This window comes from Thermodesulfobacteriota bacterium (assembly GCA_040758155.1).
Lineage (GTDB): Bacteria > Desulfobacterota > Deferrimicrobia > Deferrimicrobiales > Deferrimicrobiaceae > UBA2219.
On sequence record JBFLWB010000199.1, the window covers coordinates 1 to 26906 of the forward strand.

Consider the following 26906-nt stretch of genomic DNA (forward strand, 5'->3'; position numbering starts at 1 on the left):
GCGTCGTCACCGGCGTGCTGCTTTCGGTCGTCGAGCGGATCGGGGGCGCGCTGCGCGACTCCGACCTCCTGGCGCGGCAGGACGCGAGCCACTTCTGCATCGTCCTCCCGGAAACCGACGCCTTCGGCGCCACGCTCGCCGTCCGCAGGCTGCGGAGGGTGATCCGCGAAAGGAACCGGTTCGCGTTCCTCGGCACGGAGTTCTCCCTTCAGCCGTTCCTCATGTCGGCGACATCTCCCCACGACGGGCGCGATTTCCAGGAGCTGGTCCGCGTGGCGGAGGAGAAGCACTCCCGCCAGCAGAAAAGCCCCCTGCACCGCCTGCGGATCGCCGACCGCGGCTTCTGGGACGCGTTCGACGTCCTCGTCGGGAAGCCCGAGCATTACGAAATGCTCCGGAAAGGGGAGGACGTTCCCCATTTCCAGCGCATCCGGCGGGACCTCGGGCGGAACGGTTATTTCAGCATCCCGCGGGAGAATTTCCTTCGGATACTGGAGGCGGTGGCCCAGGACGCGTCCTCGCCGGGGGGGTCCCGGGGGATGGCCATCGTGGCCGGACCCACCCCGGAGATCTACAAGCAGGTCTTCCTTTCGTTCCGGCCGGACATCCCGCCGAACCGGAACGTCTACATCCTCGGGCGGGGGGGAGGCACCCGGTTCGACGCAGGGAACCTGCTGTGCATCTCCACGGAAGACGACCTTCTGAAGGACCGCGAGGTGGTCCTTTCCCTGAAGGAGGACGGCGCGTACGGCCTGTTCGGAGCCGACCGGGGGGCGGACGTAGAGGGGTTCAACACCGCGGACGAGTGGCTGGTGGAGGCGATGCTCGAGAAGATCCAGGACCTCTACCAGCTTCAGAGGACCTTCTGATGGTCGCGGGGGCGAAACGGGTTCTCATCGCGGACCCCGTCGAAGCGAACCGGCAGCCTCTGGCCCTTTTCCTGCGGGAGGAGGGGATGGAGGTCATCGAGGTTCCGGACGGCAGCAGGGCGCTGTCCGAGACGCTCCTGCGCAATCCGGACGTCCTTCTCCTCGACATGGCGGTGCCGATTTTGAGCCCGGACCGTCTGGTCCTGATCCTCCGCAGCAACCCGAACACGAAGGACATGCCGATCTTCTTCCTGAGCGACCAGGAGCGCAGCGTTTCGGGGTTCCGCCCCGGCGTGGACCAGTTCCTCCGCAGGCCGTTCCAGGAAGAGGAAGTCCTTCAGCGCATCCAGCGGTACTTCTTCCGGGATCCCTTCACCGAGGTCCTCAGCGGAGATTCCGAGATCAGCGGAAACCTGAGCCAGTTCTTCATCCCCGACCTCTGGCAGATGCTCTCGATGAACCGGAAGAGCGGGATCCTCCAGATCGAGGGGGAAGGCGTCGCCGGCTCGATCTACATCGAGCGGGGGAACATCGTCTCCGCCTCGACGCAGAACCTCGTCGGCGAGAAGGCGCTGTTCCGGATGATCCCGCTCCGGCAGGGCCGGTTCAGCTTCCTGCCGGGGAAAGTGGGGGTCCGGCGGACCATCTTCCGTCCCGGCGAGCAGACGATCCTCGAAGGTCTCCGGCAGCACGACGAACTCCTGAAGGTCGGCGACGCGCTTCCCTCGCCGTCCGACTCCGTGGCGGTCGTCGGGGAGCCGGGGGAGATCTCTCCGGCGGAAGGGTCGCTCCGGGAAGTCCTGATGCTTGCGGGGTTCTGTTCCCGCGTCGAGGACATCGTCAACAACTGTCACTACCCGGACCTGGTGGTCTACAAGGCGCTCCTCTCGCTGAAGGAGCGGGGGATCCTGGAGATCGGCCCCTTCGACGCGCGCCCCGCGAAGAACGCCTTCCTCCCCCCCGAAGCGGCGGAACGGATCGGCCGGAAGCTGCGGGAGGGCGCCGAGCGCGCCGGGGCGGGCGCCGCCCACATCGTTTTCTTCTTCCCCGACCCGGCCGTGCTGGAGGAACTCGTCACGGCGTTCGGGAAGTTCCGCGAGTTCGATGCGGACAAGGCGTTCTTTTCCCTCCGGGGGAAGGAGGGGGTCTCCGTGGGGTCGTTCGGGCGGCTCCAGGTGGCGGATTGCCCGATCGCGCTCCACGCCTTCCCCTACCTCCGGTCGATCTCGCCCCTCTGGTACAGTCTCGCGCCGTCTCCGCTCGCGATCGTCGTCCTTCTCAAGGAGGGATTGTCCGATTCGCTGGAGAACCTGATGGCCGTTTCGGAATTCACGCGGGGTTCCGGCGCGCGGGTCCTGATGGCCTTGACGGGGAAAGGGTTCTCGGAGTTCGGCCTGGGGGAGAACACGCTCAGGATGTTCCGCAACCGCGTGGAGCGGCTCGGGGGATCGCTGGAGGTGCGGGAGATGGAGCGGGCCGCCCCCGAGGCGATCCGGGACGCCGTCGCGTCGGTCATCGGGAAATCGCTGGAAGGAGAGGACCGTTGATCGACCTGCACATCCATTCGACGTTCAGCGACGGAGAGCTGATCCCCGCGGAGGTCGTTTCCCGCGCGACGGCCGCCGGGTACACGGCGCTCGCGATCACGGACCACGCGGATCCGTCGAACCTGGAGCTGATCCTGGAGAACATGGGGCGCTTCTGTCGGGCGATGGCCGGGGCCGGGAAGGCCGACGTGTTCCCCGGCGTCGAGCTGACGCACGTTCCCCCGCGCCTCATTCCGTACCTTGTGGAGCGGTCCCGGGAGCTTGGGGCGAAGGTGGTCGTCGTGCACGGGGAGACGATCGTCGAGCCGGTCCCCCGCGGAACCAACCTCGCCGCGATCCGCGCGGGAGCGGACATCCTGGCGCACCCGGGCCTCCTGACCGAGGCCGAGGCCCGGCTTGCCCGGAAGAACGGCGTATTCCTCGAGATCACCGCGCGGAAGGGGCACTCCCTGACGAACGGGCACGTGGCGAGGATGGCGGTAAAAACGGGGGCGCGGATGGTATACAATACCGACTCGCACTCGCCCGGAGATTTCACTCCGTGGGACGCGGCGCTGCGGATCATCCGCGGGGCGTCCCTCACGGAGCGGGATGCGCTCCGGATGCAGGAGAACGCGCGGCGGATCGTGGAGCGGTAAAACAAACCGTAAGGGGAGAAAGGGAGCGGCCAGGGGATGGCGGAGAAGATTCGATACACCCGGCGGGACCTGAAGGAGCCCGACGAGTTCATTTCCACGTTCGGGCGGACGATCGCGTGGTGCAAGGAGAATCGGTCGAAGGTCGCCCTGGCGGTCCTCGCGCTCGTGGTCGCGCTGGCGGCTGCGTTCGGGACCCGCGGATACCTCCGGTGGCAGGAGGGGAAGGCCGCGGGCGCGATATGGCCGCTCCTCGAGGAGGCCCGCAATTTCCTCGAATCGCCTCCCGGAGCCGACAACGCGGCCCTCATGGCGCTTGAGGGGAAGATCGCCTCTCTCGCGAAGGAGCATTCCGGGACCCGGGCATCGGCATATGCGCATTATTATCTCGGCTCCCTTGCGTTCCGCCGCGGAGATTACGCCGGAAGCCTGTTCCGCTTCCACGAAGGGATCCGGACCGGCAAGGCCCAGGGGGTCCTGAGATTCCTCCTCCGGAACGGCGTGGCGAACGCCCTGGAGGCGAAGGGGGATTATGCCGGGGCCGCCTCCGCGTACCGGGAAGCCGCGGACGCCGCCGGGCCCGCGATGAAGACCGATGCGCTGTTCGGCGAGGCGCGCGTGCTCGGCCTCTCCGGCAGGAAAGCCGAAGCGGTGGCCGTGTACCGGCATATCCTCAAGGAGAACCCGGAAACCGGGATGAAGGACATGATCGAATTCATGATCGCCCGCCTGGAGTAGGCCTTGAAGGTCTGCTTCCTGTGGCACATGCACCAGCCGTATTACAAGGATCCGGAAACCGGATCCTACGCCCTGCCGTGGGTCCGGCTGCACGCCATCAAGGACTACGTCGCCCTTCCGAGGATCTTCCGCGAATTCCGGAACGTCCGGCACACCTTCAACCTGGTTCCGTCTCTGCTTGTCCAGGTGCGGGATTACGTGGAGAACAACGCGAGCGACAGCTTCCTCGACGTTTCGCGGAAGAACGCCCTGGACCTCACGCGGGACGAGCGGGAGTTCATCCTGCGGAACTTCTTCTCCGCGTTCGCGCCCACGATGATCCTTCCCCAGCCCCGGTACGCCGAGCTGTTCCGGGGGCATGAGGACGCCCTCCGCTCCCTCGAGAGAAACGGCGGGTCGAACGCGGGGGTGTACGGCTCCTCGGATTACACGGACCTGGTCGCCCTGTTCAACCTCACCTGGTTCCATCCCCTCCATCGAGAGGAGGACCCCGAGCTTGCGCGCCTGTGGCAAAAGGGAGGGCGCTACACGGAAAAGGAGAAACAATACATTCTGGACCGGCAGATCCTGGTCATGTCGCGGATGTTCGAGGAATACCGGCGGCTCGAGACGGAGGACGGCGGGGAGCTTTCCTCCTCGCCCATGTACCACCCCATCCTCCCCCTCCTGATCGACAACCGGTCGGCGCTGGATGCGCGGCCGGGCATGAACCTTCCCAACCGTCCGTTCGCCTACCCTCGGGATGCCCGACGCCAGCTCGAGGAGGGGAGGGAGATCTTCAGGGAGCTCTTCGGCGCCTACCCGAAGGGATTGTGGCCATCGGAAGGATCCATCAGCCCGGCCACGCTGGAGCTGGCCGCGAAGTCCGGATACCGATGGATCGCCACCGACGAGATCCTCCTCTCGAAAGCGCTCGGAAAGAACGTGACGCGGGACGCCGACGGGATTCCCTCGGAGCCGGAATGGGTTTACCGCCCCTATGCGGTCCGGACCGACGCCGGGGAAATCCGCATCGTGTTCCGGGACCATCACCTTTCCGATCTGATCGGCTTCGAGTATTCCAGATGGGATGCGCATGACGCGGCGAATAATTTCATTAATATATTAAGCAAATTACATAATAAACTAAAAAGCAACGGATTAAAGATTCCGGAAAACGAATTCATCGTTCCGGTCATCCTGGACGGGGAAAACGCTTGGGAGTATTACCATGATTCCGGGGTCGTTTTCCTGAAGACATTATTGCAGAAGCTCGATGGTTTAAAGCCTGATATCGAATGTGTTACTTTATCCGAGGCGACCACCGGAAGCCGTGCTTCCGAAGTCTTGCCTTCCGTGCCGACCGGATCATGGATCGACGGGACGTTCAATATCTGGATCGGGCATCCCGAAGACCATGCCGCCTGGGATATGCTTTCGCTCGCCCGCGCCCAATGGGAAACCCGGGCGGCGCCGCTGGAAGCCGCCGGGACGCCGCTTCCGGAGGAGCTGAAAAAGGCGGAAAGCTACCTCTTCGCGGCGGAAGGATCCGACTGGTGCTGGTGGTACGGCGACGACCATTTCACGCCGCACGGACCCGAATTCGACCGCCTTTTCCGGCACAACGTGAAAGCCGCCTACCTGGCCATGGGGATCGATCCTCCGGCCACGCTGGACATCCCGATCGTCCGGAGGGAAAGGATTTCCCGAAAGAAAGATTTCATTCCCGCGCCGGGAAGCTATATCCGGCCCAGCATCGACGGGCTGATCACGTCCTATCTCGAATGGAGCTCGGCGTCGGTTTACGTGCCCAATCCCGAGTTCGGCTCGATGCACCGGGCAGGGAGGCTGATCCTTTCCCGATTCTATTACGGCTTCAGCGCGGATGTCCTGTATTTCCGGTTCGACCTGGACCCGGTCGCCGTTGAGAACATCCGTCACATCGACCTGGAAATCCTGTTCACCCGGAAAAACCGCAAGATTCTCGGGGAAATCTCTCTGGAGGAGTCCGCGTCCCGGTGGTCGTTCCTCGAAATCGAGGCGAAGGAGCCGGCGCAGCGGCTCACGTTCGAAGGCAGGGAGTCGATCTCCGCGACGTACAACAAGGTTGTGGAAATCGGAATACCTCTCGACCTGCTGGACTGCAGGGCGGACGACCGCATGGATTTCTTCCTGACGATCCAGCCGAAAGGGACCCTCGGCGAAAGATGGCCTCTCTACGGCGCTTTTTCAGCGGAGCTGCCGGGCGCCGATTTCGAGGAAAGGAACTGGTCCGTCTAAACCGTCATTTCAACCTTCCGGCCGCAGTTCAGGATACAGTTTTTCCGCACAATCGGGTCATAGGGCGTGGCTGAACAAGGCGTCCTTGTGTTCCGATTAAAAACGCCTCCAGATGTTGCCGCAACCCGATATCGTCCCGTATTTTCTTGCCGGATACGCAGATCGAAATGATTCCTCCCAATTGCTTTATTTCGTGTAGCGCTTTTGTAAGTTGTTGAATATTATCAGATAGTTTGGTTTCGTATTTCTTGCGGAAGAGGGTTATTTCGGATGATAGATTCACCTATAAAACAGGTCAAGACCAAAAGCCGCGGACGACGGCTCTCGGAATACAACGTCTGGTAATAGATATTATGTCAAATTATATCCGGGGATCCCCGCACGGCGTTTTTTGGAAACGACGGAGGGTCCCCTTCTCTCTTCCCGCGGGAATCCGCCGCAAGGAAAGATCAAAAAAGGATGTTGTCGAGAAAATGCCTTGCGACGGAAAAGGAGCTCGAAAACCACTCGCGAAAAAAGGCGGAGATTTCCCGCATGCCCGCATGAGTTGCCGGGGCCAGGAGGACCGGGAAAATCAAAATCAGTGAAAGAGCCACGACCGCTCCGGAAAACAGCCGGCCGCTTCTGCGCAGGTCGGGCTGTCCGTGCACGAACCCTTCCAGGGAAAAGGAAATATGCATCGTGAAGAAGAAGGCGGCCGCCGCGAGATAGAATTCTCGCGAAAAAGGATACCTCCCGCGAAAAAGAAGGATCGGGAGGATTGCCGCGAGGCTGTAGATCGGAACGGCGTACGGAGCCAGGTCGATGGCGACGTTCGTCCGGTCGATCACAACCTTCCCTCCAGACCGGGACGTGATGTGGAATCCGTGGACCTGGCGAAAAAATATTTTCGCCATAAGGAGGTGCGTCAGCTCATGCCCCCAAAGATACAGACGTTCCGGTTTACGGACGAAGAAATGGAAGCCGAGATAGATCGCGGCGCCGGCGGCGAAGATCATGAACTGCATACTCGTGAAGCGCGCGGAAAGATGGACTGGAAGCGTATAGAGAAGGACCGAGTCCACGAGGAGCAGCGGAATGGCGATCATGGAATAAACGAAAAACCTCAACCGGACCTCCGGTAATATCGAAAGACGAATTTTTTACGCAATAAAATGCCGGTATGCGAATTTCCTTGATTTACAAAAATATAACAGGATGTTATTTTGTGCTCTAAATTGAATTGAGACAATTTTCGGAGGCAGAGGCAGTGGAAAAAGCCCCCCTTCCAGCGATCATGAAAACGCGAGATCTGGCAATCCTGCTGGATTTGAGCCCGGACACGGTGAACGAGATGGCCCGCCGCGGGATCCTGAAGGGGTACAAGAGCGGCAACCAGTGGCGGTTCCGCAGGAAGGACGTGGAGAGATACATCGAACGGGAGAAAACCCTCCCGGTCCCGGAATCCGGCTGACCCGTCACGCCATCCTCCAGTAGACGCCCGTCCAGTACACCATCACGATCTCCGCCTTCCTGCAGCAGGGAGGATAACCTTGAACTACCCTTTCAGAAAGACGACCTGGTCGTCCAGCAGGCCGTACCGCCGGAAGCGGATCTCATTATAATTGGCGGCTGTCATCCCTGCATAGAATACAGCATGCGGATGTCCCATTGGGAAATGTCCTCCAACCGACGCCCTCCGAACGACGGTTCGGGGGCTGCCGGGCCGCCCGGAATCCCACGGACCAGCAGGCAGGGGTGCTCCTGCCCCACGCCCGCCCCTTCCTGCCCCTCCGGCACGGGACGGAATCCTGCATCTCCCAACAGACGCATGGAATCTTCTCCCAAGGAAACGGTCCAGATCGTCAGGTCGAAGAAAGGGTGCAGCCGCAGCGCCGCCTGCAGCAATTCCGCCCGGATGCGCAGACTTGTACCCTCCCAGTCGACGATGTTCACCCGAAGGCCGTCGGACAGGTCGGACAGGTATTGCTGCAGGACCAGGTAGCCGCCCAGGCCGTCCCCGTCCCACCGATAGAGGAAGATATACCTGTGGATCGGGTTCCGGAAGCGCCATTCCAGGTAGCCGGCGTCCCGGACATGGCGGATGCGGCCGTCATATTCGATCCTCGAGATCAGGCGGGCCATGTCCCCGGGCTTCGCGTCCCTCTCGACGGTGAGGTTTCCTCCGATCCTCCGCGCAGGCATCCCCTGCGGATTGCAGAGTTCATGGATCGAACACTGCTCCCTCCCCCACTCGCGATGCGGAACGAGGTCGGAAATCCTCCAAAGGAACGTCGTTCTCCTCAAAGCGTTTCCCAACCGTTGCAGCCTTTCGGCGCTTGAGGACCTCCATCGGTGAGGACGAACCGATCCCACGGCCCGCCAGCCCATCGCAAGGGATGTGAGGCGGGTGATTTTCCCCGCACTGAGGCTGAAGACACGATCGTGCCCCAGTGTCTCCAGGTCCTTGAACACCGCTTTCATCAACACGGTGGCGAGTCCGATGTTCCTGTGAGCGGGTTCGATGACCATGTCGTCGGGGCAGATTCCGGGATATCTCATCGGAGGCGTCCCGGTTTCCCAGTTCACCCCGAACATCGACCGCATGGCGACGGGTTTTCCGTCGCAGCAGGCCAGGTAGATCAGCGGTTCCGACAGGTAGGGATTCCGCTCGTGCTTCCATTCCAGGTACGCGATATTCATTGAGACGTCGGAAGTCCAGAGATGCCTTTGGAGCTCCGCGACCGCCCTCTTGTGTTCGGGGCGATACCGCACGACCTCGTATTCGGATTTCGTCTTCACTCAGGGGATCCTGTGCCTTGCGACGAAATCGAGAATATCGGAAACCGTGTCCCAGTCCCTCGAAGGATCCAGCGATCCCAGGTCCAGCCGGGTCCGGGTTTCGTTTTCGATCCACAAGGCAAGCCGGAACAATCCGAGGGAATCGATCGCCCCGGACCGGATCAGCGATGTGCCGTTTTCTATGCGAAGGGCCGGGTCCGGATGGACCTCCTCCAACAATCCGACCAGTCTGTCCCGCAGGCCGGAGGAATCGTTCATCGGTAAAGCGACCGGATGTCCTCGGCTTCCCTCGATGCGCAGATTCCGGCGACCCGGACGCGATCGACCTTTCCGGCGAAAGTTCGGGGTATCTCTTCCAGAACATACCAGCGGACAGGGAGCTGCCGCGTTCCCAGCCGGTCCCGGAGCCAGTCGACCAGGCCCCGGAGGCTTTCCCGCCGGTTTTCCTTCAGCACCACCGCGATCGCCACATTCTCTCCCAGCAGCGGATCCTCGATCCCGAAAGCGCAAGCGTCGAGGGTGGAGCCGTGGCGTTGCGCTGCGGCATCGATGTCATCCGGATATACTTTCATTCCGCCCTTGTTGATCTCGTCGCGTTCCCTTCCCTTGAGATACAACAGGCCGCGCTCGTCGATCATGCCGATGTCGCCGGTGACGTACCACCCGTGCGAAACGACCTTCCGTGTGAGATCGTCCCTTCCAAGGTACCCTTTCATCAGGGCCGGGGTATTGACCCAGACGTGCCCCGCCTCCCCCGGGGGGCATTCCCTCAGCGATAGCGGATGCCGGGTGGCGCTAGCACCGTCCAGTACCTTGATCACTCCCCCCCAATCCTTTCCGACAAGCCCGTCCTCTGGTGTGAACCCGGGCACCGTGGTTCCGGCAAGCCAGCTTCCCGTTTCCGTGATGCCGTAAGCATTATAAACATCTCCGGTTCCCGTCCAATCCCGGATTTCCTTCCAGAGCGCCCCGGTCAAGGGCGCTGAACCGCAACATACCCGTTCCAACGTATTTCTTCGTGGAGGAGACGACATCTTCAGCGCCATGCGCCATACCGAAGGCACGGAGGACATGAACGTGACCCCGTTTTCGTCGAGGATGGATCCCAGGCGCAGGATCGACTCCTGACTGAATGCCGGCGTCAGAAACAGATCCTGACCGGAAAGCCAGGGGTAGAGGCAATTGCAGATCAGGCCGTGCCCATGGTGCGTGGGAAGCAGACAGAGGGTGCGCCGGAACGCCTTCGTCCCGAGCGCATGCCGGATGCCGGTCCATCGAGCGCGCAGCGATCTATGGGTATGGACGACCCCCTTGGGATCTCCCGTCGTGCCCGAGGTGAACAGGATCAGGGCAGGATCGTCGAGGCCGGCGAGCCCCCCCGCCGGGTACCTGACGGAACCGGAAGGCGCGGTCTCCGGCATTTCGGCCGTGTCGACGCATCGAACCCCCATCCCGGCCAGGGAATCCGCGATGGGTCCGTTCGGCATACCGAGCCAGAGAGAGAAGCGGGGCGCCGCCGCGCGCGCCATGTTCTCCACTTCGTAACTTGTTTTTTGCGGATCGATCGGTACTGCGCACCCTCCAACCAACCAGACGGCCAGCAGGTCGACGAAAAATTCAAGCGTATTCCCATGATGGAGGAAGACCGGAGCATCGCCCGCGATCCCCAGTTTCCGGAAATGGGCGACGCGCGCAGATAATCGAAGGTGGATCGTTTCCCGATCCCACCTGCGGCCGGGGCACGGTTCCGCCAGGCCGCCAATATGCGTATTTATGAACATGTGATGAAAATACGGGAATGCCGTGATGTGTCAAGGGAACAAATGGCGGCAAACGCGAAACATAACGATTCACTGATAAAAATCTCATAATTGTTATCGCCGGCGAAGCGATGCGATTTTATGTTGTTGTTTATATTGATGTATTTCGATTGCTTATGCGGTACGGTTTGTGCATTTCCTGCTGCAGGGCATTACGGAACTTTCGCTGCCTTCGGAGGGGTGATGTTCAGGAAATTATCGGCATGTGTTCTTGTCGCGTTTCTCCTCTTTACATCGACGAATGCACATGCTTTCAAGGTCATCGGCTACTTCATCAGTTGGGGGGAATCGGGGTTCGAAGAAACCCTAAATTACGAATACCTTACCCACATAAATTATTCCTTTATTCTGCCTACACACAGCGGCGGAATATCTCCCACGTTCGGCAATACATACCAGTTGGATCGACTGGTTCAGCTTGCTCACAACAATAACGTGAAAGTGCTTATTTCCGTCGGCGGGTGGAACAACGGAGACGACAGCGCATTCAACACGATATCTTCCAGTTCCGGTCTCAGGACCACCTTTATCAACAACATCATGAATTTCGTGAGTCAACATAATCTGGACGGCGTGGATATCGATTGGGAATTCCCGGGCACCGAATACAGCGACCGTTACACCACGCTCATGGCGGAACTGAGCACCCGCCTGAAGGCTTCGGGAAAATTATTGACGGCGGCGGTCTGGGGATGGAATACGGACGGGGTCGCCGGCGCCGTTTACGATCACGTGGATTTCCTGAACCTGATGGCCTATGACGGAGGGGTACCTCACTCCACGTATGCCATGGCGGAAAGTTCCTTGAATTATTGGAAAAATCGCGGTTTGCCCAAAGAGAAGATGAATCTCGGCATCCCCTTCTATGGCAGCAACTCCGGCTGGGACCAGAAGAACTATTCCCAGCTGGTTGCATGGGACTCCGGCGCTCCCTATAAGGACGAGGGCGGATACGAAATGGTGAACGGATATTATTACAACTCGATCGAGACGGTGAAGGACAAGACGATCCTCGCCGCGGAGCAGGCAGGGGGCGTCATGTTCTGGGCCTTGAACCTGGACACCGCCGGCTCGACTTCCCTTCTGAACGCGGTGCACCAGGTGGCGCCGCCCATCGGTAGCTCGTCTTCCCTGACCGTGTCGACCGCCTCACTGGCTTCCGGAACGGCGGGTGCGACGTATGGTCCGGTGACGCTTGCCGCGGCGGGCGGCTCCGCCCCTTATTCGTGGTCCATCGCGTCGGGTTCGCTTCCCGCGGGCCTTTCCCTGGCGCAGAGCACCGGTATCATCAGCGGCGTCCCGAGCGCCCCGGGGACGTTCGCCTTTACCATCCGATGCACGGATGCCGGCGGCATGACCGGGACCAAGGCCTTCTCCCTGGCAATCTCCGCGGGAACCGCCAAGGTGCCGTCCTACCCGACCGGCTTGACGATCAACTGACCTGCGATCGTCGGGTTCTCAAGGATTTCTCAGGGTGATCAACCCACGATCCGGCACGGCCTCGTAATAGATCACCCGTGCCCCGTCCTCGACGACGGGATTCACATCGATCGCGCCGCTTCCCTGCTGCACGTTCACGGTTGCCCATTCGGACGGGACCACGCTCCGCAGCGTCAGCGGCTGATCGTATATCGCATCGTCCATCGTGTCGGCAAGACGCAGCACGATCCGGTCCGCCGATGAGGAATGGAAGGTCACGCTCGACGTCGCCTTTTCCCTGAGGAATTTCACCGCCTGCTCGAACGTCCCCACCCAGACATCCCGGTTTCCCAGGTAATCCAGGTATGCCGTGAAATCCTCTATTTCATACGTGCCCCAGCCGTTCTCCAGGGATCCGAGCAGAGAGTGGAAGTAGACCGCCAGCCATTTCCCCTGCTGCTCCGCATCCGCCGTCCATGCGTGGATATCGGTGGTTGAGGAGTCGGGCGTGCATCCCTTCACGTCGTAGAAATCGTACGGCGGTTCGTTGAGGCCGCAGGAGACTCCCCGGGCCGCGATGTAATTTTCCTGGACGACCGACTTCGTCTGGGAATTGTAATCCCCGAAAGGATAGACGAACGTGAGGGTTTTCCTAGACGGGATCCTCGAATCGATCTCGGTTTTCGATTCGACCACTTCCTGCCGCATCTGCTCGTAGGGAAGCGTGCTCAGCGCCGGATGGGAGATCGTGTGGCTGCCGATTTCGTGTCCATTCGCGGCTGCGCTTCTCCAGGCGGTCCATTCCGACTCGTCCATGGGTGTTCCGTTGTAAGCGGTGATGACGTAGAAGGACGCTTTCATGCCGCGGGCATTCAGGGCGGGCACGCCGAGCGTGTACTGGGACGTTTCGCCGTCGTCGAACGTGAGAGATACCGCCCCCTTCCGATTCCCCGGCCAGGCCGTAATCGTATGCCCCGTGGCGGGAGCGTCCGAAGGCATCACCGAAAGAGTCGCGGATTTCGTGGTCCCCCCGTGCGTTGCTGAGACGATCACAACGGTGGAGGCCGAAACGGCGGACGTGGAAACGGGGAAGATTGCGCTCACGCTTCCGGAGGGTATCGTGACGCTGGACGGGACCTGGGCAACCGCCGGATTTCCGCTCACAAGGGAGACCTGCGTTCCCTGGCCCTGCGCCGGGCCGCTCAGCGTGACCGTTCCGATCGAACCGGCGACCCCTCCTGACACCGTAGTCGGATCAAGCGTCACCGAAACCGGAACGAGAGGCACCGCGTCGACCGTCAATGCGGATGTCCACGTGTAACCCCCGTACCCGGCGACGATGCTCACGGTCACCGATCCCGCCACGGGGGCCGTGAAGATGGGGAATGTGGAGAAGATCGAGCCTGCGGGGATCGTCACGATCGACGGGACGGTTACGATGGAGGGATCCCCACTGTCCAGCGTCACGGTCGCGCCGCCTTGCGGCGCCGGATCGATCAGTGTCACCGTCCCGATGGCGGAACTTCCTCCGGTCACCGTTGGAGGATCGATGGTGACGGATCCCGCTGCCTGAAGGATCTCGAATGCGATCGCGTTCGAGGTCCCTCCGCCCGGCGGCGGCGTGTTAACCGTGACGGCGGCCGTCCCCGCCGCGGACAGGTCGGACGCCGGGATGGACGCCTGCAGCCGCGTGGAGGAGACGAACGTCGTCGTCCGGGCCGAACCGTTCCACCGAACGACCGATCCTGCGACGAAGTTGCTTCCGTCGATCGTCAGGGTCAATCCGGAACCACCGGCGTGCGCGTACGAAGGGGCAAGAGATGCGACCGCGGGGATACCCGATGCGTAGACATTTCCGCCTGCCCAGTCGTCGAATGTCCCCGGATAGACGACGAGCACACCGGGCATTCCGCCGGAGGGAACACGCTTGTTCGCGTCTGTCCTGGACCCCAGAGAAATGCCGTTCCTGTATGCAGTCAACACGTCTCCGCTGATATCCAGCTTGTAGACGTCCCCGGATGCGAAGGTCCCTGTATATATCGCGCCGATCTGCTCCCAGCCGACGGTGTTCCTCCCGTATCTGGCGAAGATCGCCGCTTCCGTCGGGCTCAACACCGAAAAGAGGTATCCGTTGAGTTGCGATCCGTTCCACTGCATCCGCACCGCGGGTCCGCCGATTTCGCCCGTGGGATAGGATGTCGATCTGATCTGAGAGAAATGGTTCGATGCGTATGTGTCCGCGGTTCGCCATCCGTAGACGTTCCAGGAATTGATGTCCGTCGATCTAAGTTGTTGATTGTATAGCTCCAGAGTTCCGACTCCGAAATAGAAGGTGGCCCAGTTTCCGGACAACGGGGACTGGTTCGGCCGGTTGAAGTTGTCCGTGTAGGTCGGGGCCTCCGAAACCACGAAGGGTGACGCGCCCGACGCTTCTCCGTCGGGATTGAGCACAGTCACGTTATGCGTCCCGGCGGAGGCGATGTCTGCGGCCGGGATGGACGCATGGAGCTGCGAGTAGGACAGGAAGCTCGTCGCGCGGTCGGTGCCGTTCCAGCGAACGACCGCACCCGAAGCGAAGTTGCTGCCGAAAACCGTCAGTGTGAAGGACGCGCCTCCCGCTGTGGCGGATGACGGACTCAGTGCGGCGATCGCGGGGGCGGATACTCCCGTATCCACGGTGAACGAGAAGGTGTTGGATGCATACCCGTCGGGATTGAGCACGGTCACGGCGTACGTCCCTGCGGATGCGATGTCGGCCGCCGGGATGGACGCCTGAAGCTGCGCGGGAGAAACGTAAGCGGTCGTTCGGCTCGACCCGTTCCATCGGACGGCGGCCCCCGGAACGAAGTTGGCGCCGGAAACCGTCAGGGTAAACGCGGCGCCGCCCGCGATCGCGCCGGACGGACTCAGCGCCGTGATCGCAGGAGTGGAAATCCCCGGGTTCACGCTGAACTGCACGGGACCGGAGGCGCCCCCGTCGGGATTGAGAACGGTGACGTTATAGGTCCCGGCGGATGCGATGTCGGCCGCCGGGATGGACGCCTGCAGTTGCGCGGGAGAAACGTAAGCGGTCGTGCGGCCCGACCCGTTCCACCGGACGGCTGCGCCCGGGGCGAAGTCGACGCCGGAGACCGTCAGGGTGAAGGCAGGATCGCCCGCGGCGGCGCCGGATGGGCTGAGCGCGGTGATCGCAGGAGCGGAAACCGGCGGTTTCACGATAAAGGAGATGGCGTTGGAAACGGCTCCGTTCGGATTGCGAACGGTCACGTTGAAGGTCCCTGCCTTGGAGATATCCGTGCTTGTGATCCGGCCCCTCAATCGCGTGGAGGAAACGTAGGTCGTCGTGCGGCTCGACCCGTTCCAGCGGACTCTCGCGCCCGAAACGAATTTTGCGCCGTCGACGGTCAGATAGAACGCCGCCCCGCCCGCTGCGGTTTCCGACGGGCTCAACGATGTAATGGAAAAGACGGAACCCGGGGCGTTCACGGTGAAGGAAACGGTGTTGGATGCGTACCCGTCGGGATTGAGGACGGTGACGTTATAGGTCCCGGCGGCGGCGATGTCGGCGGCCGGGATGGATGCCTGAAGCTGCGCGGAAGAGACGAAAGCGGTCGTTCGGCCCGACCCGTTCCATCGGACGGCTGCGCCCGGGAGGAAATTGGCGCCGGAAACCGTCAGGGTGAACGCGGCGCTTCCTGCGACCACGCCGGACGGACTCAGGGCTGTAATCGCGGGAGGGGGTGCGGTCACGTTGAAGTACACCGCATTCGATACGGCGTCGTCGGGATTCGCCACGGAGATCGGGAAGCTTCCCTGAGAGGCGATGTCGGTGGATGATATGCTCGCCCGAAGCTGCGCGGACGATATGTACGTCGTGGTGCGGTTGGAGCCGTTCCACCGAACCTTCGCCCCCGACACGAAATTGGCGCCGGTGACGGTCAAGGTGAACGCCGCGCTGCCCGCGGATGCGGAGGAAGGGCTCAGGGCGGAGACCGCGGGAGGCGGCCCCATCACTTCGAAGGGAACCGCGGAGGAAACGCCCCCGTCGGGATTGAGAACGGTGACGTTGTATATCCCGGCGGACGCGATGTCGGCGGCCTGTATGCCCGCCTGGAGCTGCGTGGACGACACGTAAGTCGTCGTCCGTTCCGATCCGCTCCACCGGACCTTTGCCCCGGGGAGGAAATTGCTCCCGGAACCCGCCAGCGTGAACGCGGGCGATCCGGCGGTCGTCACGAAGGGCTCGATCGCGGCCAACACCGGCGGGACGACCCGGACTTCGAAGTTCGCCTCGTTCGAGACTCCGCCGTTCGGGTTGCGCACGCTCACCCGGAACGTTCCCGGCACGGCGACATCGGCCGCCAAGACGGCGGCCCGAAGTTGCGTCGCCGAAACGTAGGTCGTCGTCCGGTTCAATCCGTTCCACCGGACATCCGCCCCCGAAACGAAACCGGCGCCGTTGACCGTCAGGTTGAAAGCGGGATTTCCGGCGACGACGTTCGCGGGGGACAACGCCGTGATCCGGGGGTCTGCCGGGACGGGATCTTTCAGCGTGATGAGGCCGCGGTCGGGGACGGCCTGATAATAGACGACCTTCCGCCCTCCCTCCAGCACCGGCGTCAACTCGACGACGGCGCCCGTCCCCTGCTGGACGGTCACGAATTCCCATTCGGACGGAACTTCGCTCCACAGGGTGAGGGGCTGGTCGTAGATAGAATCGTCCAGCGTATCGGTCAGGCTCAGCACGATCTCTTCGCCGGATCCCGAAACCGTGGAGAGGGTCGCCGCGGACCGCTCCTTGATGTATTTGACGACCCCCCCCACGGTGCCTGCCCAGACGTCGCCGCCCAGCAGGTAGTCGAGGTACGTCGTATACATGTCGATGTCCCATGTTCCCCAGCAGTCGTTTCCGCTGTCCAGGCTGTGGATGTAGGCGATGAGCCATTTTCCCTGGGACCTCGCGGCGTCCGCCCAAACGTAGATGTCGTCCCCGGAGTCGGGCGAGCATGCCTTCAGATTGGCGAAATCGTACGGTTCGGCGTTCAGGCCGCACGCGACCCCGCGGGAATTGACATATGCGTCCGATGCGATGGATGCGACCGAACTGTTGGTATCGCCGAACGGATACGCGAAGGAGAGGCATTTCCTCGAAGGCACCTGGGTCTCGATCGTTGCCTTCGAACCGGTGATCTCCGTCTGCGCCTGCGACAGGGAAATCCATGTCAGATGCGGGTGTGAAATCGTGTGGCTGGCGATTTCGTGCCCCTCGGCGGCCGCGCTCCTCCAGGAGCTCCAGGGAGGCGAAAAACCGTCGCTCACGCCGTCGATGATGAGGTAGAAGGTCCCTTTGATTCCCCGGGCATTCAGTGCGGGCACGCCCAGCGTGAATTGGGATCGGCATCCGTCGTCGAAAGCCAGCGACACGGCGGCCTTCTTGTTCCCGGGCCAGGTGGCGATTCCATGGGCCGCCCAGGAAGTTCCCGTGATGAAAGCCATGAGGAGGAGAGCAGCCCAAACAAAGATATGTCTTTTCATGGGATGGCTCCCTCCGGAATCGATCTCGGTGGATGTCCAAGCGATAAAATATGCAACAAGCGAACCGGTATTCTTTACGGCGCATAACATGCTGATATGCATGAAATATTTCCCTAACAACTACACGGGCGCAACGAAAACCCTTTCATGTATGAAAAACATTTCCGAACATGTCGCTTCCGGTCCACAATATTTCCCCTGCCCGATAGTTTTTCGGAGGATTTCTGCCGGATCGCGAATAAAAAAAACGGGCTACGGTTCAACCGTAACCCGTTACTTTCCTGGCGCCCCCGGGGTGACTCGAACACCCGGCCAAAGGTTTAGGAAACCTCTGCTCTGTCCGCCTGAGCTACGGGGGCGCGCGGCCGTCCCGGGATCAATCGTCGAACTGGATCAGGGAGAACACCTTCTCCCCTTTTAACCGTTCGCGACCCCCGAGCGCGGAAAGCTCCGCGAGGAAGCAACATTCTACAACGACGGCGCCCAGATTTTTCAGCAGGCCGATGACCGCGGCGACGGTCCCGCCGGTGGCGAGGACGTCGTCGGCCAGGAGGATCTTCATACCGGGCCGGATGGCGTCCTCGTGGATCTCGAGCTGGTCCTTCCCGTACTCCAGCTCGTAGGACGCGCGGACGGTCTTGTGCGGAAGCTTTCCCTGCTTCCGGACGAGGAGGACGCCCGTTCCCAGCTTGTACGCGAGCGCCGCCCCCATGATGAAGCCGCGCGCCTCGACCCCGACGACGGCGTCGATTCCCTTGTCGAAATACCGGTGTGACATCAGGTCGATCGCCTGCTGGTAGGATGCCCGGTCGGCGAGGAGCGTGGTGATGTCCTTGAACTGGATCCCCTTCTTCGGAAAATCGGGGATGTTCCGGATACGTTTCTTCAGCTCGGTCGGGGACATCTTTTCTCCTTAACGGGTGATTTTACACGAATCGCCACTAACTGGAATATCCGTGCTTGCCGATGAGGGGAACGAAGATACAGGCACCCAGGTATTCGCGGACCGCCTCCCCGCCCCGCTTCGTCACCCGGAGGAGCTCCTGGCCGAGGCGTCCACCCATCGGCAGCACCAGGATCCCGCCTTCCGCGAGCTGTTCCAGCCAGGGGGGCGGGACGGAAGGCGACGCCGCCGCGGACAGGATGCGGTCGTAGGGAGCGAGCGAACGGTATCCGAGGGTGCCGTCGCCTGTGACGAAGTCCACGTTCGTCACCCCCATTTCCTTGAGGCGCCGCTCTGCCCCGGAAGCCAGGGACGGGATCCGCTCCACGGTGACCACGCGGGAGGCGAGCCGCGCCAGGATCGCGGTCTGGTAGCCGGAGCCGGTGCCGATCTCCAGCACTTTCTCCTTGCCGGTCAGCCGCATCGCCGCCGTCATCTCCGCGACGATAAAGGGCTGGGATATCGTCTGCCCTTCCCCGATCGGCAGCGGATCGTCCGCGTACGCACGGTGGCGCATCGCCGGCGGGACGAACAGGTGCCGGGGGATCTCCCGCATCGCCGAAAGGACCCGCTCGTCCCGGATCCCGCGCCGGCGGATCTGGTCCTCGACCATTTTCCAGCGAAGCTCTTCTTCCTTCACCAGGTCCATTTCCGGAGCGCCTTCAGCGCGGAGTAGTTCGTCAGGTCGAGGTGGATCGGGGTGACGGAGATGTAGTTGTCCTCGATCGCCTCGAGGTCCGATCCGGGGACTTCTTCCGACGTGAGATAGTCTCCGCCGATCCAGTAGTACTTGCGGCCGCGCGGGTCGCGCTTCTCGACGATGGCGTCGCCGTAGATCCGCTTGCCCATCCGCGTCACCCGCACGCCTGCGATCCTGTCCTTCGGGACGTTGGGGACGTTCACGTTCAACAGGGTGTCGTCGGGGATTCCCTGCGCCATCACCTTCCGGGCCACGGTCGACGCGAACTCCGACGCCACGTCGAAGCGGAACTTGCTGCGGGTGACGACGGAGACGGCGATCGACGGGATCCCCAGGATGGTGCCTTCCATTGCGGCGGACACCGTACCGGAATAGGTGATGTCGTCGCCCAGGTTCGCTCCCTTGTTGATGCCGGAGACGAGCAGGTCGATCCTTTTCCCCTTCAGGATGCCGTTCACTCCGAGGTTGACGCAGTCGGTGGGAGTGCCGTCAACGGACCAGGTGCGGGGGCCCAGCTTCTCGACCCGGAGCGGATGCGTCAGCGTCAGGGAGTGCCCCGCTGCGCTCCTTTCCCGGTCGGGGGCGACGACATATACCGTTCCGAGTTCCTTCAGCGCCGCCGACAACGCGACGATCCCCTCGGATCGTATGCCGTCGTCGTTGCAGAGCAGGATGACCGGTGCGTCGCCTTCCAACGGGATGCCTCCCCTCCGTAATAGCAAAGGGGTTACGAGAGCGCGTCTCGTAACCCCTCGGGTTTGCTGGTCGGGACGACTGGACTTGAACCAGCGGCCCCCTGCACCCCATGCAGGTGCGCTACCAGGCTGCGCTACGTCCCGAACTATAAAAAGTAAATATAGCCGGACCCGGCGGAGTTGTCACCTGATTTCTTGCGATTTCCCGTTCCTGTCATTGCTCCGCCCTGCCGTAATCGTCCTCGATCCGTTCGATGTCGTCCTCGCCGACGTAATCCCCCATCTGCACCTCGATGATCACCAGGTCCTCGATCCCGACGCTCTCCACCCGGTGGTACGCCCCCAGAGGAATGTCGATGTAGCTGCCCGGCGTCAACGAAACATTGACGAGATTTCCGACTTCGGAGCCCACGGTCACCGCCGCCTCCCCGCGGACCACCTGCCAGTGCTCGGCGCGTCTCCGATGCCTTTGAAGGCTGAGCCGCCTGCCGGGATGCACGACAAACTGCTTCACCTTGTATCCCGCATCCTCGATCAGCACCAGGTAGTGACCCCAAGGGCGGTCCCCGCGTTCGGTCGCCATTCGCTCCCTATTCCGGTGAGATATTCGTAGATTATTTAAGCATCGAATGAATCTTCGCGAGGTCCTTTTTCAGCCGCTTCAGCTCCGCCTTGAACGGGTTTTCCGCCAGCTCCAGCTTGAGCTGCTGCTGCCGGCTCTTCGCGATCTGCTTCAGCTTTTCCCTGGCGCCGTCGATGGTGAAGCGCTCTTCGTACAGTAGGCGCTTGATCTCGCGCAGCGTCTCCACCTCCTGCCGCTTGTACACGCGATGCTGTGACTTGTTTTTCGAAGGCGAGATCCGGAACTCGGTTTCCCAGAAGCGGAGGACGTAAGGCTTTACTCCTAAGATCCGGCTCACTTCCCCGATCTTGAAGTAGAACTTGTCGGGAATCTCCGGAGCCGCCACTCCTATCCCCTGCCGGTCAAGAGGTTTTTTCGACGTTGATGTGCGATTTCAGGATCTGGCTGGGACGGAACGTGAGGACGCGGCGGGCGGTGATCTGGATATCGTCGCCGGTCTGGGGGTTGCGCCCTTTCCGCGGCCGCTTGTCTCGAAGCGTGAAGTTCCCGAATCCGGAAATCTTGATCTTTTCGCCTGCTTTAAGGCTGCCCTTCATCGTTTCGAAGATGGCCTCGACGATGTCCTGAGACTCTTTTTTCGAAAGACCGCCGATCTTCTCGTACACGATCTCGACCAGGTCAGCTTTCGTCATGATGACTCCTCCCGGCCTCTCAGGTGGTGCGGATTCTTCCGCCGAACCGATTCTCCAATAAATCTACTATCTTGGTATGTATACTATTTACATCTGCGTCCGTCAAGGTTCTGTCGGACGGCTGGAGTTTCACCCGGATCCCCACGCTTTTGAGCCCTTTCCCGATCTTTTCCCCCGTGAACACGTCGAACACGACCGCATCCTCGATCTCGGGCGCCGTCTCCCGGACCAGCGCCAGCACGTCGCCGACCGGGATCTCCGCGGGGAAGACGCACGCCAAATCGCGGAACACCGGGGGAAACTTCGGCAACGGCCGGTAGATCCCGACGGGCGGCGGGTTCGCGGTCGCCGCATGCAGGCGAATTTCTCCAAAGAAAACGGGCCCCGGGATTTCATATTCCGACAGCAGCTCTTTCCGGACGGCGCCGAACCACCCCACGCAATCGCCCTGCGCGAGCAGGTCGGCCGCCTTTCCTTCTTCGAGGAACGGACGCCGGTACGTCGGCACCGCGTACAAGGGCCCCGCTCCGAGGTGTCGCAGGAGCCCTTCCACGATCCCCTTGATATCGTAGAAATCCGCGGGGGCGCCGCCGCCGGACCAATTGGAGGGAAGCCGTTGCCCGGTCAGGATCACGGCGAGGCGCGCCTCCTCGAAATGCCCTGCAACGTGGCATTTCCCGAACGATTTCCCGATCTCGTACAGGCGGACGTCCTCCACGAACCGCCGCGTGTTGTCCGCCGCGTTCCGGAGAAGACCGGTCAGCAGGTGCGGGCGCAGCAGGGTGGTGTCTTCGGAGATCGGATTCTTCAGAAGGATTGCGTCGCCAGCGTCGAACCCGAGGAGCTTTCCGAGGCGCTCCCATTTCCGCCCGGAAACGAAGGAGAAGTTCACCGCCTGATGGAACCCGTTCGCCCGCAGGAAATCGCATGCCTTCTCCGCCAGGTCGACGAAGCGGTCGTCCGCCGAGAATTCCGGGGCAATAGATTCGGGATAGGTCGTCGGGATCCTCTCGTAGCCGGACAGGCGCGCGACCTCTTCGACCAGGTCGATCTCCCGCTCGATGTCGAATCGGCAGGAAGGGACGGTGACCTCCCACTCTCCCTCCGCGACCGTTTCGAACGTGAAGGAGAGGCGCTCGAAGATCCTCCCGCACTGCTCCGGAGGGTAATTCGTGCCGACGATCCGGCCCGCGCGGGAAGGACGGAAGCGGACCTTCCGGGAAAAGCCGGAGCTCCTTCCTTCGTCCAGGAACCCTTTGGCGGGGGTCGCCTGCCCGATCCGGGCCAGCAGGGAAACGGCCCGGTCGGCCGCGTACAAGGTCCCCGCCGGGTCAACGCCCCGCTCGAACCTGTAGGAAGACTCGCTGGCGAGCCCCAGCCGCTTCGAGGTCCGCCGGATCGACGCCGGATCGAAGTGCGCGCTTTCGAACAGGACGCGGGTCGTCTCTTCCGTCACCTCGCTGTTCAAACCGCCCATTACGCCCGCGACGGCAACCGCCCCGCCCCCGTCCCATATGAGCAGCATCCCCGGGTCGATCTTCCGCTCCGCCCCGTCGAGCGTCGTGAACCTCATCGGCTCCGAGGGGGCGCGGACGTCGATGCGGGAGCCCCGGACGCGGTCGAGGTCGAACGCGTGCATCGGCTGCCCCAGCTCGAGCAGCATGTAGTTGGTGACGTCGACGACGTTGTTGATGGGCCGGATGCCGCAGAGGGCAAGACGCCGCTGCATCCACCCGGGCGACGGCGCGATCTTCACGTCCGTCACGACCCGCGCGCTGTATCGCGGGCAGAGCTCCCTGTCGCTCAGTGCGATCGTCGCGAGGCTTTCCACCGGCGGGCCGTCTTCCCGGATCGGCGTTTCGGGCAGGACGAGCTTCTCTCCGGTGATGGAAGCCAGCTCGCGCGCCACGCCGAGGACGCTCAGGCAATCTCCCCGGTTCGGGGTGATCTCCACTTCGAGAAGCCAGTCGGAGAGCCCCAATGCGTCGGCAAGCGGCATTCCCAGGGAAGTGTCGGCAGGAAGGATCATGATCCCCGCGGATTCCTCCGCGAGCTTGAGTTCCTGCTCCGAGCAGAGCATCCCCTCGGAGGCGTGGCCGCGGATCTTCGCCTTTTTGATTTCGACCCCGTTGGGGAGCACCGCGCCGACCTTCGCCAGCGCGACGACATCTCCCGCCTGCATGTTCTTCGCGCCGCACACGATCCCGTATTCCGAGGCGCCGTCCGTCACCTTGCACAGGGAGAGGCGGTCGGCGTTCGGGTGGGGGCCCTTCACGAGGATCTTCGCGGTGACGACGTTGTCGAACCCTTCGCCCAGGAACCGGCAGGCGGAGACTTCGACCCCCGCCATCGTGAGCGCCTCCTGCACCTGCGCGGGGGTAAGGCGCGTGTCGATGAATTCCTTAAGCCAGGAATACGTGATCTTCAAGGGGACGGTCTCCTGCCCCCGCAGCCTTCAGAACTGCGAGAGGAAGCGGATGTCGTTTTCGAAGAACAGGCGGATGTCGGAGATCCCGTGCCGCAGCATGGCGATCCGTTCGACGCCCATGCCGAAGGCGAACCCCGTGTATTCCTCAGGGTCGTATCCGACGAAACCGAAGACGGCCGGATCGACCATCCCGGCGCCGAGGATCTCCAGCCACCCGGAGTTCTTGCAGACCCGGCACCCGCCGCCGCCGCAGATGACGCACTGGATGTCGACTTCGGCGGACGGCTCGGTGAAGGGAAAGAAGCTCGGGCGGAACCGGAGCGGCTTCCCGGGCCCGAAGGTCATCCGGCAGAACTCGGTGAGCAGCCCTTTCAGGTCCGCCATCGTGATGTTCCGGTCGACCGCCAGCCCCTCGACCTGATGGAACATCGGCGAGTGGGTGATGTCGGAATCGGACCGGTAGACGGCGCCGGGGGCGATGATCCGGACGGGGGGACGCATCTTCTCCATGGTCCGGATCTGGATCGGCGACGTGTGGGTGCGCAGGACGAGGTCGCCCGCGTCGGATTCGACGTAGAAGGTGTCCTGCATGTCCCTGGCGGGGTGCTCGGGGGGAAAGTTGAGCGCCTCGAAGTTGTAGTAGTCCGTCTCGACGTCCGGCCCGCCCTGCACGGAGAAGCCCAGGCGCCGGAAGACGGAGATGATGTCGGACATCGTCTGCGAGATGGGGTGGCGCCGCCCCGCGGCCGGGAGCCGCCCGGGAAGGGTGACGTCGAGCCGCTCCGCGCCCTCCCTGGCGAGCCGCTCCTGCTCGCGGATGGAGCTCAGCCGCTCGTCGAAGAGCTTCTCGAGCTCGGCGCGCGCGCGATTCGCCTCGGAGCCGACGGCCTTGCGCTCCTCCACGGAAAGAGCGCCGATCCCCTTCAGGATCTCGGAGATCGCCCCTTTCTTCCCGAAGTACCGCCCCTTCGCCTCGAGCAGGTCGCTTTCGTTCTTCGCCGCGGCGAGCGACGAAAGCCCTTCCGCCAGGAGGCGCTCGATCTGTCCGGAGGTTCCGGCCAAATTCGCTCGGGCCCCTCCGCTACGCCAGCGACGCCTTCGCCTTGTCGGCAAGGCTCCGGAAGCCGGCGGAGTCGTTCACGGCGAGGTCCGCCAGGATCTTGCGGTCGACCTCGACGCCCGCCTTCTTCAGTCCGAACATGAACTGGCTGTAGGAAAGCCCGTTCTCCCGTGCGGCGGCGTTGACCCGGGTGATCCACAGCGCCCGGAACTCCCGCTTCTTCGTGCGGCGGTCGCGGTATGCGTACCGCAGGGCGCGGGCGATGGCTTCCTTTGCCGAACGCAGCAGGTTCCCGTGGCCGCCGCGGAATCCCTTGGCGGTCTTGAAGACCTTCCTGCGTTTTTTCAGCGAATGTACCGATCTTTTTACGCGAGGCATGGCTTTCCCCTTCTATCCCGTTCTTGCTTCGTTGTTTTAGAGGTACGGCAGCAGGCGACGGATCGAGCGCTCGTTCGTCGCGTGGACCAGCGTGGCCTTCCGCAGCCCCCGCTTCCGCTTCCGGTTCTTGTTCGACAGGATGTGGCTCTTTCCGGCCTTGGCGCGCTTGATGCCGCCCCCGCCGGTGGCGCGGAAGCGCTTGTTGGCGCCCCGGTTCGACTTTACCTTCGGCATGACTTCATTCCTCCTGTTTCTCGGCCGGGGGAGCGGAAGGGCCGCCGGCCGCCGGCTTGGCGCCCCCTCCCACGGGCTTCTTCTTGTGGACCGTCGGCGCGACGATGGTCATCATCGTCTTCCCTTCCATTTTCGGCGGCGACTCCACCTTCGCGATGTCGGAGATGGAGTCCACGATATTCTTCAGGACCTCGAACCCGCTCTGGGAGGCGTAGGCCAGCTCCCTTCCGCGGAACCGAACGGTCACCTTGACCTTGTCGCCGTCCTCCAGGAATCGCCGGATGTGCTTGAGCTTCGTGTTGATGTCGTGCTCCTCGGTCTTCGGCCGGACCTTGATCTCCTTGACCTGGATGACGGTCTGCTTCTTCCTGGCCTCCTGCTCCCGCTTGCTCATGATGTACTTGAACTTGCCGTAATCCATGATGCGGCAGACGGGCGGCGAGGCCATGGGGGCCACTTCCACCAGGTCGAGGTCCGCGGCGCGGGCTTTCTGCAGGGCTTCCTGGATGTTCACGACGCCGAGCTGCTCCCCCTCGGCGCCCACGAGGCGAACCTCCGGCACCGCAATCTGCTCGTTGATTCGGGATTCCTTGGCGATGACGTCCTCCTTTACTTGGCCGGGTTGACGGTTTCGCCCCGGAGGAGGTCGAGGAACGCCTCGACTCCCATGGAAGGGAGCTGCTCCCCTCCCCGCCGTCTCGGGGTGACCTGCCGCTGCGACGCTTCCCGCTCGCCGACGACGAGCGCATACGGGACCGTGGCAAGCTGCGATTCCCTGATCTTGTACCCGAGCTTCTCGTTGCGGAAGTCCCCTTCCGCGCGGAAGCCCGCACGCTGAAGCTCCGCCACGACCTCGCGCGCGTATTCGTGCTGCTGGTCCGTGACGGCGAGGATATCGACCTGCACCGGGGCGAGCCACGTCGGGAAGGCGCCCGCGTAATGCTCGACGAGGACGCCGAAGAAGCGCTCCAGAGACCCCATCAGCGCGCGGTGGATCATGATCGCCCTGCGGGGGGCGCCGTCCTCCGCGATGTAGGATGCGTCGAAACGCTCGGGGTTGTTGAAATCGACCTGGATCGTCGAGCACTGCCAGGAGCGCCCTAACATGTCCTTGATCTTGATGTCGATCTTGGGGCCGTAGAACACGCCCTCGCCGGGATCGACCTCGAAGGGGAGCCCCTTCCGCTCCAGCGCCTTCCGGAGGGCGCTTTCCGCGAGGTCCCAGTTCGAAAGCGTGCCGGCGTACTTCTCGGGACGGGTCGAAAGGTAGATGTCGTACCGGTCGAACCCGAACGAGCGGAGCACGAACAGCGTGAAGTCGAGCAGGGAGAAGATCTCCTCGTCGAGCTGGTCGGGGCGCAGGAACAGGTGCGCGTCGTCCTGGGTGAAGCCGCGGACGCGCAGGAGGCCGTGCAGCGTCCCCGACGGTTCGTACCGGTACACCGTTCCCAGCTCCGCGTACCGGATCGGGAGATCCCGGTAGGAGCGCATCCTCGATTTGTAGATCTGGATATGGAACGGGCAGTTCATCGGCTTGAGCTGGTATTCCTGCCCCTCGATGTCGATGGGGCTGAACATGGACTGCCGGTA

General features: G+C 62.5%; 24 protein-coding genes and 2 tRNA genes. 7 read left to right on the plus strand and 19 right to left on the minus strand.

Features of this window, described 5'->3' with window-relative positions; genetic code table 11:
• The 5 genes from AB1346_13825 to AB1346_13845 all read left to right on the plus strand — a co-directional run.
• On the plus strand, positions 1–869 hold an 869-nt coding region (locus AB1346_13825), incomplete at its 5' end, for a diguanylate cyclase (GenBank protein ID MEW6721521.1).
• Entirely contained in the window at positions 869–2416 is a 1548-nt protein-coding gene (locus AB1346_13830; protein ID MEW6721522.1) for a DUF4388 domain-containing protein, read from the plus strand. The genes AB1346_13825 and AB1346_13830, both read left to right, overlap by 1 nt.
• Positions 2413–3054 (plus strand): histidinol phosphate phosphatase domain-containing protein, encoded by a 642-nt coding sequence (locus AB1346_13835; protein ID MEW6721523.1) that lies wholly within the window; start codon positions 2413–2415, stop codon positions 3052–3054. Before AB1346_13830 ends, AB1346_13835 begins: the two co-directional genes overlap by 4 nt.
• Before the next feature lie 36 nt (positions 3055–3090).
• Positions 3091–3789 (plus strand): tetratricopeptide repeat protein, encoded by a 699-nt coding sequence (locus AB1346_13840; GenBank protein ID MEW6721524.1) that lies wholly within the window; start codon positions 3091–3093, stop codon positions 3787–3789.
• Between the two features lie 3 nt (positions 3790–3792).
• A complete protein-coding gene (locus tag AB1346_13845; protein ID MEW6721525.1) occupies positions 3793–6048 on the plus strand; it encodes a glycoside hydrolase family 57 protein in 2256 nt (751 codons plus the stop codon).
• A 449-nt stretch (positions 6049–6497) separates the two neighbouring features.
• Here the strand turns inward: AB1346_13845 and AB1346_13850 are convergent, their stop codons facing one another.
• Complete coding sequence (locus tag AB1346_13850; GenBank protein MEW6721526.1) at positions 6498–7157, minus strand: hypothetical protein; 660 nt, start codon at positions 7155–7157, stop codon at positions 6498–6500.
• A gap of 140 nt (positions 7158–7297) precedes the next feature.
• Between AB1346_13850 and AB1346_13855 the strand changes: the two genes are divergently transcribed.
• Positions 7298–7501, plus strand: coding sequence for a helix-turn-helix domain-containing protein (locus AB1346_13855; GenBank protein MEW6721527.1), 204 nt, complete (start codon positions 7298–7300; stop codon positions 7499–7501).
• 161 nt (positions 7502–7662) lie between these two features.
• On the opposite strand, the gene AB1346_13860 is transcribed toward AB1346_13855, so the two are convergent.
• Genes AB1346_13860 through AB1346_13870 form a run of 3 tightly spaced genes read right to left on the minus strand, consistent with a single transcriptional unit; the run spans position 7663 to position 10610 of the window.
• A complete protein-coding gene (locus tag AB1346_13860; protein MEW6721528.1) occupies positions 7663–8829 on the minus strand; it encodes a GNAT family N-acetyltransferase in 1167 nt (388 codons plus the stop codon).
• Positions 8830–9087, minus strand: coding sequence for an acyl carrier protein (locus AB1346_13865; protein MEW6721529.1), 258 nt, complete (start codon positions 9085–9087; stop codon positions 8830–8832).
• Positions 9084–10610 (minus strand): class I adenylate-forming enzyme family protein, encoded by a 1527-nt coding sequence (locus AB1346_13870; GenBank protein ID MEW6721530.1) that lies wholly within the window; start codon positions 10608–10610, stop codon positions 9084–9086. Before AB1346_13870 ends, AB1346_13865 begins: the two co-directional genes overlap by 4 nt.
• 222 nt (positions 10611–10832) lie before the next feature.
• Between AB1346_13870 and AB1346_13875 the strand changes: the two genes are divergently transcribed.
• Entirely contained in the window at positions 10833–12089 is a 1257-nt protein-coding gene (locus tag AB1346_13875; GenBank protein ID MEW6721531.1) for a glycosyl hydrolase family 18 protein, read from the plus strand.
• A gap of 18 nt (positions 12090–12107) precedes the next feature.
• Here AB1346_13875 and AB1346_13880 read toward each other — a convergent pair whose 3' ends face one another.
• The 15 genes from AB1346_13880 to thrS all read right to left on the minus strand — a co-directional run.
• A complete protein-coding gene (locus tag AB1346_13880) occupies positions 12108–17564 on the minus strand; it encodes a polysaccharide deacetylase family protein (protein MEW6721532.1) in 5457 nt (1818 codons plus the stop codon).
• A 321-nt stretch (positions 17565–17885) separates the two neighbouring features.
• Positions 17886–17962: transfer RNA gene (locus tag AB1346_13885), tRNA-Arg, on the minus strand.
• Positions 17963–17979: 17 nt separating this feature from the next.
• Positions 17980–18507 carry an adenine phosphoribosyltransferase gene (locus AB1346_13890; protein MEW6721533.1) on the minus strand — a complete coding sequence of 176 codons (528 nt, stop codon included), beginning with the start codon at positions 18505–18507 and terminating at the stop codon, positions 17980–17982.
• A 37-nt stretch (positions 18508–18544) separates the two neighbouring features.
• Complete coding sequence (locus AB1346_13895) at positions 18545–19195, minus strand: protein-L-isoaspartate(D-aspartate) O-methyltransferase (GenBank protein MEW6721534.1); 651 nt, start codon at positions 19193–19195, stop codon at positions 18545–18547.
• Entirely contained in the window at positions 19183–19941 is a 759-nt protein-coding gene (gene surE, locus AB1346_13900; protein MEW6721535.1) for a 5'/3'-nucleotidase SurE, read from the minus strand. Before surE ends, AB1346_13895 begins: the two co-directional genes overlap by 13 nt.
• Positions 19942–20008: 67 nt before the next feature.
• A tRNA-Pro gene (locus tag AB1346_13905) sits at positions 20009–20085 on the minus strand.
• A 70-nt stretch (positions 20086–20155) separates the two neighbouring features.
• Entirely contained in the window at positions 20156–20572 is a 417-nt protein-coding gene (locus AB1346_13910) for a phosphomannose isomerase type II C-terminal cupin domain (protein ID MEW6721536.1), read from the minus strand.
• Positions 20556–20909 carry a MerR family transcriptional regulator gene (locus AB1346_13915; protein ID MEW6721537.1) on the minus strand — a complete coding sequence of 118 codons (354 nt, stop codon included), beginning with the start codon at positions 20907–20909 and terminating at the stop codon, positions 20556–20558. The genes AB1346_13910 and AB1346_13915 overlap by 17 nt, the downstream gene beginning before the upstream one ends.
• Before the next feature lie 16 nt (positions 20910–20925).
• The gene (locus tag AB1346_13920) at positions 20926–21216 is read right to left on the minus strand and encodes an integration host factor subunit alpha (GenBank protein ID MEW6721538.1); all 291 of its coding nucleotides are present in this window, start codon (positions 21214–21216) and stop codon (positions 20926–20928) included.
• 19 nt (positions 21217–21235) lie between these two features.
• Positions 21236–23644 (minus strand): phenylalanine--tRNA ligase subunit beta, encoded by a 2409-nt coding sequence (gene pheT, locus AB1346_13925; GenBank protein ID MEW6721539.1) that lies wholly within the window; start codon positions 23642–23644, stop codon positions 21236–21238.
• A 27-nt stretch (positions 23645–23671) separates the two neighbouring features.
• Positions 23672–24685, minus strand: coding sequence for a phenylalanine--tRNA ligase subunit alpha (gene pheS / locus AB1346_13930; GenBank protein ID MEW6721540.1), 1014 nt, complete (start codon positions 24683–24685; stop codon positions 23672–23674).
• A gap of 40 nt (positions 24686–24725) precedes the next feature.
• A complete protein-coding gene (gene rplT, locus AB1346_13935) occupies positions 24726–25082 on the minus strand; it encodes a 50S ribosomal protein L20 (GenBank protein MEW6721541.1) in 357 nt (118 codons plus the stop codon).
• Positions 25083–25118: 36 nt separating this feature from the next.
• A complete protein-coding gene (rpmI, locus tag AB1346_13940; protein MEW6721542.1) occupies positions 25119–25316 on the minus strand; it encodes a 50S ribosomal protein L35 in 198 nt (65 codons plus the stop codon).
• Positions 25317–25320: 4 nt separating this feature from the next.
• Entirely contained in the window at positions 25321–25914 is a 594-nt protein-coding gene (gene infC, locus AB1346_13945) for a translation initiation factor IF-3 (protein ID MEW6721543.1), read from the minus strand.
• Positions 25915–25925: 11 nt separating this feature from the next.
• On the minus strand, positions 25926–26906 hold a 981-nt coding region (thrS, locus tag AB1346_13950), incomplete at its 5' end, for a threonine--tRNA ligase (protein ID MEW6721544.1).

Excerpts from the sequence above, each read along its gene's own strand:
- AB1346_13830 (MEW6721522.1), top strand. The coding sequence starts at position 869 with ATGGTCGCGGGGGCGAAACGGGTTCTCATCGCGGACCCCGTCGAAGCG.
- AB1346_13870 (MEW6721530.1), bottom strand. The coding sequence starts at position 10,610 with ATGTTCATAAATACGCATATTGGCGGCCTGGCGGAACCGTGCCCCGGC.
- AB1346_13840 (MEW6721524.1), top strand. The coding sequence starts at position 3,091 with ATGGCGGAGAAGATTCGATACACCCGGCGGGACCTGAAGGAGCCCGAC.
- AB1346_13920 (MEW6721538.1), bottom strand. The coding sequence starts at position 21,216 with ATGACGAAAGCTGACCTGGTCGAGATCGTGTACGAGAAGATCGGCGGT.
- AB1346_13890 (MEW6721533.1), bottom strand. The coding sequence starts at position 18,507 with ATGTCCCCGACCGAGCTGAAGAAACGTATCCGGAACATCCCCGATTTT.
- AB1346_13895 (MEW6721534.1), bottom strand. The coding sequence starts at position 19,195 with ATGGACCTGGTGAAGGAAGAAGAGCTTCGCTGGAAAATGGTCGAGGAC.
- rplT (MEW6721541.1), bottom strand. The coding sequence starts at position 25,082 with ATGCCTCGCGTAAAAAGATCGGTACATTCGCTGAAAAAACGCAGGAAG.
- AB1346_13865 (MEW6721529.1), bottom strand. The coding sequence starts at position 9,087 with ATGAACGATTCCTCCGGCCTGCGGGACAGACTGGTCGGATTGTTGGAG.
- AB1346_13880 (MEW6721532.1), bottom strand. The coding sequence starts at position 17,564 with ATGGCTTTCATCACGGGAACTTCCTGGGCGGCCCATGGAATCGCCACC.
- rpmI (MEW6721542.1), bottom strand. The coding sequence starts at position 25,316 with ATGCCGAAGGTAAAGTCGAACCGGGGCGCCAACAAGCGCTTCCGCGCC.
- AB1346_13875 (MEW6721531.1), top strand. The coding sequence starts at position 10,833 with ATGTTCAGGAAATTATCGGCATGTGTTCTTGTCGCGTTTCTCCTCTTT.